This window comes from Lysinibacillus xylanilyticus (assembly GCF_001708185.1).
Lineage (GTDB): Bacteria > Bacillota > Bacilli > Bacillales_A > Planococcaceae > Lysinibacillus > Lysinibacillus xylanilyticus_A.
Genome location: NZ_MDDN01000032.1, coordinates 1 through 9,098 on the forward strand (window position 1 = coordinate 1; position 9,098 = coordinate 9,098).

General features: G+C 36.8%; 5 protein-coding genes and 3 rRNA genes. All 8 read left to right on the top strand.

What is annotated here, in order from left to right:
* Positions 1-128, top strand: a 23S ribosomal RNA gene (locus BFJ97_RS22915); the annotation flags it as partial.
* A gap of 222 nt (positions 129-350) precedes the next feature.
* A 5S ribosomal RNA gene (gene rrf / locus BFJ97_RS22920) occupies positions 351-466 on the top strand.
* Positions 467-2,006: 1,540 nt separating this feature from the next.
* Positions 2,007-2,795, top strand: coding sequence for a WxL domain-containing protein (locus BFJ97_RS22925; RefSeq protein WP_068986911.1), 789 nt, complete (start codon positions 2,007-2,009; stop codon positions 2,793-2,795).
* 19 nt (positions 2,796-2,814) lie between these two features.
* Positions 2,815-2,961, top strand: coding sequence for a hypothetical protein (locus BFJ97_RS25335; protein ID WP_254660227.1), 147 nt, complete (start codon positions 2,815-2,817; stop codon positions 2,959-2,961).
* Positions 2,930-3,568 carry a WxL domain-containing protein gene (locus BFJ97_RS22930; protein WP_254660228.1) on the top strand — a complete coding sequence of 213 codons (639 nt, stop codon included), beginning with the start codon at positions 2,930-2,932 and terminating at the stop codon, positions 3,566-3,568. The genes BFJ97_RS25335 and BFJ97_RS22930 overlap by 32 nt, the downstream gene beginning before the upstream one ends.
* 268 nt (positions 3,569-3,836) lie before the next feature.
* A complete protein-coding gene (locus tag BFJ97_RS22935; protein ID WP_068986912.1) occupies positions 3,837-4,865 on the top strand; it encodes a DUF916 and DUF3324 domain-containing protein in 1,029 nt (342 codons plus the stop codon).
* 311 nt (positions 4,866-5,176) lie between these two features.
* The gene (locus BFJ97_RS22940) at positions 5,177-8,215 is read left to right on the top strand and encodes a hypothetical protein (RefSeq protein WP_068986913.1); all 3,039 of its coding nucleotides are present in this window, start codon (positions 5,177-5,179) and stop codon (positions 8,213-8,215) included.
* 809 nt (positions 8,216-9,024) lie between these two features.
* Positions 9,025-9,098, top strand: a 16S ribosomal RNA gene (locus tag BFJ97_RS22945); the annotation flags it as partial.

Here is a 9,098-nt window from a genome sequence, read left to right on the forward strand (position 1 = left end):
CTCAAGATGAGATTTCCCATTACGCAAGTAAGTAAGATCCCTCAAAGACGATGAGGTAGATAGGTTCGAGGTGGAAGTGTGGTGACACATGGAGCTGACGAATACTAATCGATCGAGGACTTAACCATAATGTTTGAAACATTCAATGCACGTTTATCCAGTTTTGAAAGAACAAAACCTTTCATATAAGGGTTTCAAGATACGATGTATATTGAAAGTCGAAGAGAGCTTCAAGACACAAGTAGTACAAGGAAGCAAACGAGTGAATGAGGGAGCGTACCTCTGTACGTGACCGATTGAGCGAGAGAAGCTGACGCAGTAATACGCCGTGTATTGGAGGTCGACAATAGTCTAGTGATGATGGCAAAGAGGTCACACCCGTTCCCATACCGAACACGGAAGTTAAGCTCTTTAGCGCCGATGGTAGTTGGGGGCTTCCCCCTGTGAGAGTAGGACGTCGCTAGGCACCTAGAAAAGTCGAGGATTTATTCCTCGGCTTTTTTTGTGTGAAAATAAATAATCCCTTGAACTATGGAAAACGAACTGATAATTTAGGTTTAATTTCTCTCAGTAAATGTCTTTTGTACCGAAATCGTAGCGACAGGTATAGAAGTCTCCCACTACTATAGCTGGTAAGATTAATGCGGTATTAAGTTACTTTACAGCAGCTGTCCAAACATCCGCTTAAACTGAGTGACCAACATCTTGCCGCTGTCGCTACGCTTTCACAAAACCCGCTGCTACGCTTTCGCACAAAACTCATCTGCAGGCCTAAGCACAAAGCCAATTCCGGACACAATTATGCCTCGGCATAATTGTGTCCGGAAGTAATGAAGTGAAGTACCTTATAAGGGAATATTAGAATATGAATTGCTGCAAGCCCCAGCGGCACTGACAAAGAAAGGTATACATTTGCTAGATGGTATAAGTTTATAGGCATGCAATAGCATATGAGTAAGAGATGTATCGTATATTCGATACATCTCTTTTTCTATGTGCAACTCGGTATGAGTATGAACTTATAGAAAAAGGATGAGAGAGTCTATTTTTAAGAAGGAACATCACAATCCAAGCTCCAATATAAAGTTGAAAATAATTATCATAATGAGTCAAATAAGCAGTTTATCAATTTTTGTTCAAAAGTGACCAAAAAGTTGATTTGCATCTTTTCCCTGTAGGTTTTAACCTTAATAAGTATAATTCTTAAGATAAAAGAAATTCATTTTGTTTCGATTTAATGATGAAATAATTTTAAAAAAGTAGTTAGAGAATGGTTATCGATAATTGAATTGTTGCAAGCAATACAGAAGGTGTACCATTGCTATTTAGAATGTAAAATTATTGAATAGCATCCCAATTGTAACAATGATTTTGGAGATACCTAATAGAAAATATTCAAATGGAGTTAGAATTTTAAGAATTTTTTAAAGAAATTCAGCATTATCAAATTATGCTAAGAAAGCAACAAAAGTTGATTTTAATTCTTTTTTAAAATACGCTACAATCGGTAATTGTAAGAGATGAAAAGTAAAAAAAGAAATAAAAGAGAAAAAATATGTTTAAAGAAGTTCAAATTGAGGTATATGTTAAGTGTAAAAAGTAAATAAACTAGTATTTGTGATAATAATAGTGATGTTTCTAACTATTTCTTTTTCATCTAATACGAAATCGTAAGCATTTGAATCGGAAAGCTTCCATCGTTTATGGGCCAAGAAAAAATCCACAAATGAGGGATGTATCTTATTATAAGAATAACATTTTCTGTGTTGTTATTTACCGTACCAGCATTTTATCTGATACGTAAATATAAATAAATATGCAATAAGAAATGAGAGGATGGTTGAATGAAAAGGATGTCCTTTTTTGCTTAAAAACTGTAATTTTATTACAAAGTATTTAAAAATAGTTAATTTTAATTCAACTATTAAGTAGTAAGTGTTATTTACCGTATTAGCATTTTATCTAATACGTAAATATAAAAAATACATGAAAGGAGAATTTAAACAATGAAGAATAAGGCTATGCAACTTGCAGCAATTACCACTTTACTAAGTTGTACGGCGATTTCACCATTATTTGCTTCAGCAGAAGAAAAAGAAAAAAAGGTTAATTACGGATCGAATGGGATGGTGGTATTTATTCCAAATGAAGATTCACAACGCCCGGTAGATCCGAATGATCCAGATCCAGAGAAGCCAGTAAATCCAGTAGATCCGACCGATCCAGGAGGTCCAAACTCAGGAACTGGAAGCTCGCTAGGTATTGATTTTGTATCGAGTCTCGATTTTGGTATTAATGAAATCTCAAACAAAGAAAAAATTTATTATGCGAATGCACAGGTGTTAACTTCTAGTGAGGGAAATAAATATGTACCAAACTATGCCCAAATCTCAGATAATCGCGGAAAAAATGCCGGATGGAAATTAACCGTTAAACAAGAAGGTCAGTTTGCTAATGCTGCAGCGCAAAATAAAAAATTAACAGGCGCACAAATCAAATTTGAGAATCCGACTGTTACAGGTAAAACAGAAGTGACACCGCCAACAGCAGCTAAAGAAATTAAGTTAGATCCAAATGGAGCTGAGTCACTTGTCATGTCAGCAAAGCCAACAGAAGGAGCTGGACTTTGGGTAAACCGTTGGGGACAGGTAGATGAGGTGACGAATGCTAAAGGTGAGAAAGTACAAAAAAACAAAGCGATTTCTCTTTCTATTCCAGGGAAAACGCCAAAAGATGCTGTTACATACAGTACAAAATTAACATGGAATTTATCGGATGTTCCAGGTAACAAATAATAAAAAAGGATGATGAAACATGAAAATCAATACTAATTTAAAAGCTCTAGGCGTAGCAACAACAATGTTAACAGGTTTGGTATTAGGAGGAAGTGTCATTTCTTATGCGGCAGATGGTGGCGAGTATCAAACGAATGCAATTATCGAATTTGAATTCAGCTACTGACATCATTACTCCACCAATTGATCCAACTAATCCGGATAATCCAAATCCAGTAGATCCAGTAGATCCAACTGATCCAAACGGTCCAAAACCAGGAACACCAGGTCCATTAAGTATTGACTATGCTTCTGGCTTAGATTTTGGTAAGCAAAAAATTACTTCAACCAATCAAGTTTACAAAGTAAAACCGCAAAAATTTGGAGGTCGTGGCGACGGCCCGAACTATGTTCAAGTTACAGATAGTCGTGGTACTGAAAAAGGTTGGTCATTGCAAGTGAAACAAAATGGTCAATTTAAGAGCACTACAGATAAAGAACTAACGGGTGCTGAAATTACTTTTAAAAATGCATGGGTGAATACAGCCTCTTCATCTACAAAGCCATCTATTGTAAAAACTTCATTTAGTTTAAATCCGGATGGGATGGGTGTAGCTGACAACATTATGTCTGCCAAAGCAGGAGAAGGGTCCGGTACTTATGTATTAGTATTTGGTGATGACACTACAGCAGCGGATAGTATTGAACTTTCTATCCCCGGTTCAACTACGAAATATGCAGATAAATATTCTACGTCCTTAACATGGACACTGACTGACGTACCTGGACAATAATAAACAGAACAAGAAATATAAAAATTTCCTGATGGGAACTGTTATAAGTATAAAAATAGTATTCTATCATTTCAGTGCAATATTGTGAGATACAGGTAAAAACCCGTGTAAATCCTGTTAATTCGAATAAGTGCGAGTTAACGTGTAGCGACAGGAGTACGAGACTTCGTAGCATCCTGTTGCTCCATTGTTAGAGGATAGCATTGCGGGTTTTTACCAATAATTTTAGATCTTTGAAGACTTTTAAGTAGTAAGGATGGTAGAAAATATGAGGAAAAATACGTTATGGACCTTATTCGGAATATTGATTGTAAGCCTAGTATGGTTAACACCATTTGCGTCTGCATCTGAATTTAATTTTGGTGTGTATACCGTCATTCCAGACAACCAAATTGACAAACAAAAATCTTATTTCAATCTGAAAATGGAGCCTAATCAAAAGCAGACACTAACAATTCAATTGAAAAATGATACGGAAGAGGATGTCGTCATTGAGCCGATCATTCATTCTGCTACAACGAATATTAATGGAGTTGTAGAGTATGGTCCTACAAGTGCTGAACGTGATTCTTCATTGCCATATGAATTAGGGGATTTAATTCAAACTGAGAAGGAAATTACGATTCCGGCTAAGGGAAGTAAGGATTTACAGTTAAATGTAACAATGCCTGAAGAAGAATTCGATGGGATTTTAGCGGGCGGTATTACATTAGAAGAGAAGAAAACAAAGTCAAAAAATACCAAGGAAACAACTAAAGGTTTAAGTATTGAAAATAAATATGCTTATGTAGTGGGAATTACCCTACAAGAAACGGATGAAACAGTGAAGCAAGATTTGCAATTACACGATGTTAAACCTGGACAAGTGAATGCCCGTAATGTGATTAATGCTACGCTTCAAAATCCAACGGCAACGTATTTAAACCGTTTTGAAGTGGACGCGGAAGTTACGAAAAAAGGGAAAACAGAGGTGCTCTATAAATCGGAAAAACAAGACATGCAAATGGCGCCAAATTCAAATTTTGAATATCCGATTTCACTAAATGGAGAAAAATTTAAATCTGGAACCTATACGTTACATGTAAAGGCTAAGTCGAGCGAAGAATCATGGGAATTTGAGAAGGATTTTACCATTAAAGGGGAAGAGGTAAAGCAATTTAACGCAACCGATGTATCCATTGAAGGACCGAATTATCTAGCATATTTGGTAGGATTGCTAATTCTTCTAGTAGCAGGGTTACTATTGTTTATATTTTATAGCAAAAAGAAGCAGAAGAAACAACAAGAAATAAATTAATTGAACAAAAATACGCCTTTGTTTTGGAAGTAGCTGTACTGGTTACTTTGCTGACTTTTCGTTTTAGAAAAATTATGCACCAATTTATGTTTCTGAGATGCAGGATGGGGGCGTATATAGTAACGCTGACTACGACAAGCGATTGGTTTTTTAACAAGTGAATCAATAATTCAGATGAATCACTTGTTAAAAATTAAAAAGAAAAAGTTAATTTGAAAAAATGAGAAGATGAGCAAAGTAATCAGTATGCGGTTAACTTCATTGTTCGTTATGAAGCTGCTTAACATGTAAAAAGGTCGGTGAAAAGAAATATGCGGAAAATAGTAATATCGTTATTAGTTTTTGTACTAGTCTTTTCGGAGCTGAGTGTATCTATAGCAGAAACAATTATGGGTGATCCTACAGAGTCTGAAATTGAATGTGAGGAACAACTAGAGTCTGATGGCGAGGGAAATCTAGCAACTGAATGTAAGGAACCGGAGTCTGAAAATGGCGAAGAGCCAACAACTGAAGGAGAGAAACAGCCGGAGTCTGAAAGTGATGAAGCGCCAACAACTGAAGATAAGGAACAACCAGAGACTGAAAATGGCGAAGCACCAACAACCGAGGGAGAGAAAGAATCAGAGACTGAAAATGGCGAGGCTCCAACAACTGAGGAAGAGGAGCAGCGAGAATCTGGAGATGAAGAAAATCTTGCGAATGCGTGTGAGAGGCAGCAAGAGTATGAAACTGAAGAAAATTTGGTAATTGAAGGAGAGGAACAGCTAGAGACTGATAATGAAGAAAATTTAGCAATTGACTGTGAAGAAGAGGAAGAGCCTAAAATTGAAGAAAATTTGGAAGTTGACTGTGAGGAAGAGTTTTACATTGAAGGAGAAGAACTAGTGGCTGAAGAAGAGGAGCAGCTAGAGTCTAACATTGAAGAAGAGGAGCAGCTAGAGTCTAACATTGAAGAAGAGAAGCAGCTAGAGTCTAACATTGAAGAAGAACTAGTAACTGAAGGTGAAGAACAAGAAGAATTAGCTAGTGAAAAAAAATCAGCACCTAAATGTAAAAGAATTGCTAGTCCTCGAGCGGGTTATAATGGAATTCCTATAACACAAGTTGGGAAAATCGGCAATATTGATTTTTCGATGTTGGATGATTCTCCGAATGAATTAGATGGGTTTACACAAATGAGTACAAATGTAGGCCTTGAACTTCCAACAAGAGAGAGCCACCAAGGCAGATCTTATTACATGTTATTTGGGGATATTAACAATGATCGGCCACGGAACTCCTTAAAAGAGATGAACTCTTATTATCAATATTATGATGACTGGGGACGTCCATTGCCTTCTATGAATACAAAACTTTCCGATTTTGCGTATGCGTCTGACGCACATATAATGGTACAAAATTTCTCAGTAGCAACAGTTCTATCTGAGGATTATAATCCTGATGCACGTAATGGTGTTGTAACATATTATTATCCCGGAGGAAGACCTGGTCGTTCTGGTCACCAAAGGGGTAATGGACTTGTGATTGCTTATGGGGGACAAGAAAACGATACGGCACAAAAGCAATCTGATGTCATGCCAATTTTGAAATTATATAAAAATGAAACGACACATGAGTTGGTTGCTTATGCAGCTGTCCTAGATAGCAGTAATCCGAGATACGTAGAGGGATATCTAAAAATTAAAATGAGTCTGACGAATGAGAGAAAAGGGCGTATTAAGGTCAGTATGAAATATTTGAACTTAACTACGCAATACCCTTATACAAATATCGGTTACTCCGCGCATATGGATATTGGCGGACGACATACGGACAGTAGAATGTATTCTTTAGGAAATAATAAAGGGCTATATTTTCATGAGATGAATATGAGGGACGGTCAAGATTATTATCTTTATTTCTTCTATAATGGTTATGCGAATAATCCAGCTGCAATGCGAGCAACTGATAACCCGCAGCTTAGACCATTCGATTCTAGTGGTTCTGCTCATAAAGATCTCTTTTTTTATGAACTAAATGCGCCAAGTATTCCTGATCCCGGCAAGGATGTGATGTATCCTTACACGTATCATCCAGCCTGGGCATTAAGATGGGAACCGCAAGTACAAGAGCCGGATACAGTAAGGGAATTTAATTTGGAGATTACGGTAAGTAACAGACCGGATGTTCCAGTAGAGGTTGAATTGGATAATGATGGGGAATATACAGATGAAGGATACCGTATTACAGGGACGTGGAACAATCAAGAGAAAGAAGCTGATTCTGTCGAACTTTATTATAAGGTAGATGACGGTGAGCCTCAGAAATTCGCACATGAAGAAAATCCAAGTGTAAATACAGATGAATCGTGGGGGTATACGATTCCAGTAGATGAAGTGAAGAAGGGATTAGATCACGATATTAGTGTATATGCGGTGACGGTATTTTTGGCGGACGACGAGAAGCTCCAATCTAATATTGAAACAATAAAAATCCGACCTGAATTAACTATTGAAGAACGAGTGTTTGGTGTGGATGGTAAAGTGCCAACAGAAGTTGCACCAGGTGAAACATTGAAGTATGAGATTTTAGTAGATTCCGGCTATATTCCGGATGATAAAGGGACATATGGTCAATTTACGATTTCACAAAAATATGATCCACATTTAGAATCGCCAACAGACCTTAAAGTAACAGATGAAAATGGTAAAGAAATCGGTACAGCAACATACAATGTAAATGAGATTGTGGCAACCCTCGATACTAACCCTGAAGTGCTACGCTCTACCAAAGTAAAATTCACCTTTAATGCGAAGGTGAAAGAAGGTGTGGCAGAAGAAGACTTTGTTGTAAGTCAAGCGACAGCTACAGGGAAATACAGTACAGGTGATGAAGTCAATCAGACATCAAATGAAGTGAAAACTAAAATTTCTGGCGGGTTGAAATTCGTTTCTGCGCCTGGGGTGATTGGCTTTGGAGAAAAGCTTAAGATTTCGTCGAGAACTAAAACGTATCAGCTCATCCAATTTGATGAGTCTTTATCTGTAAAAGATAGTCGTGCGTTGTCGAGAAATCCGTCTTGGATGATGACGGCTAAGTTAGTTAAGCCGCTAACAGGAAAGAAGAATGAAGATTCTACATTAGATGGCTTATATTACCGTTATGGTGGAAATGTTTCAACTCTTACTGAAGATGCTTCAGCACTGGTTTATAAAAAGAAAACAACTGGCACAGAAGAAATCAACATTTCTAATGAATGGACGCCAGAAGGAGATGGGCTTTATTTAGAAGTGCCAGCCGGAACTGCTAAAGCTGATGCATATGACGGAACGGTACAATGGATACTGCAGAATGTACCTGTGAATGAATAGATGTAGTCATATGTTGATAAGCTTGGTTACATTAAAAAAGAGAAATTTAAAGTGTGTTATGCCGAGTGATGGGAATCCAATCTTTCCAATAAATGATATACAAGTGTTTCATGGATTAGTTGACAATTAAATAATTCAGAAAAAGAAAGCATGAGATTGCACATTTAAACAGTCTCATGCTTTTGTATTTAGGTTAGACTAGGAGATTTTGGACCGCTCTATTTCTGGAACGAAGTCAAATGAAGAACGCCCAGCGTTAAAATTACAGAACTAGTATTTGATGATGATAGGGAGTGCCGTACTATGCGGCAATTAGTTGACTTCGGTATGCTTGACGGAGTCATCTTTTTTTATGTCCCGGGCTCTTATTATTTGATTTTTTAATAGAAATTATGAAGAAATGATATGTTAGATAACAATAAGACATTAAAGTAACTTCAGATTGTAAGTTTAATATGAAATTATTTCTTAATCATTATAATAGGAAGTTTCTCGATAAAGTTAAAAACTATGAATTTGTTTTAGAAAAAGTGTTGACCTTTTTAAATTAAGGGTGTAATATTATACAAGTCGTTAAGACAGCTACTTAAAACAATGAAATGAAAAAGAGTTGTTGACATCTAGCGAACGACATGATATTATATAAGAGTTGCTACTGAGATAACAGCAACGAAATGAACCTTGAAAACTGAACAAGCAAAACGTAATCAATAAAGTTTTTAGTAGCTAACCTTGAGTTAGTGAACGAAACAAAATTTTGGACATCAAACATGATGCCAGCAAAACAATTTGAGCTAATCAAATTTCTTTTTATGGAGAGTTTGATCCTGGCTCAGGACGAACGCTGGCGGCGTGCCTAATACATGCAAGTCGAGCGAACAGA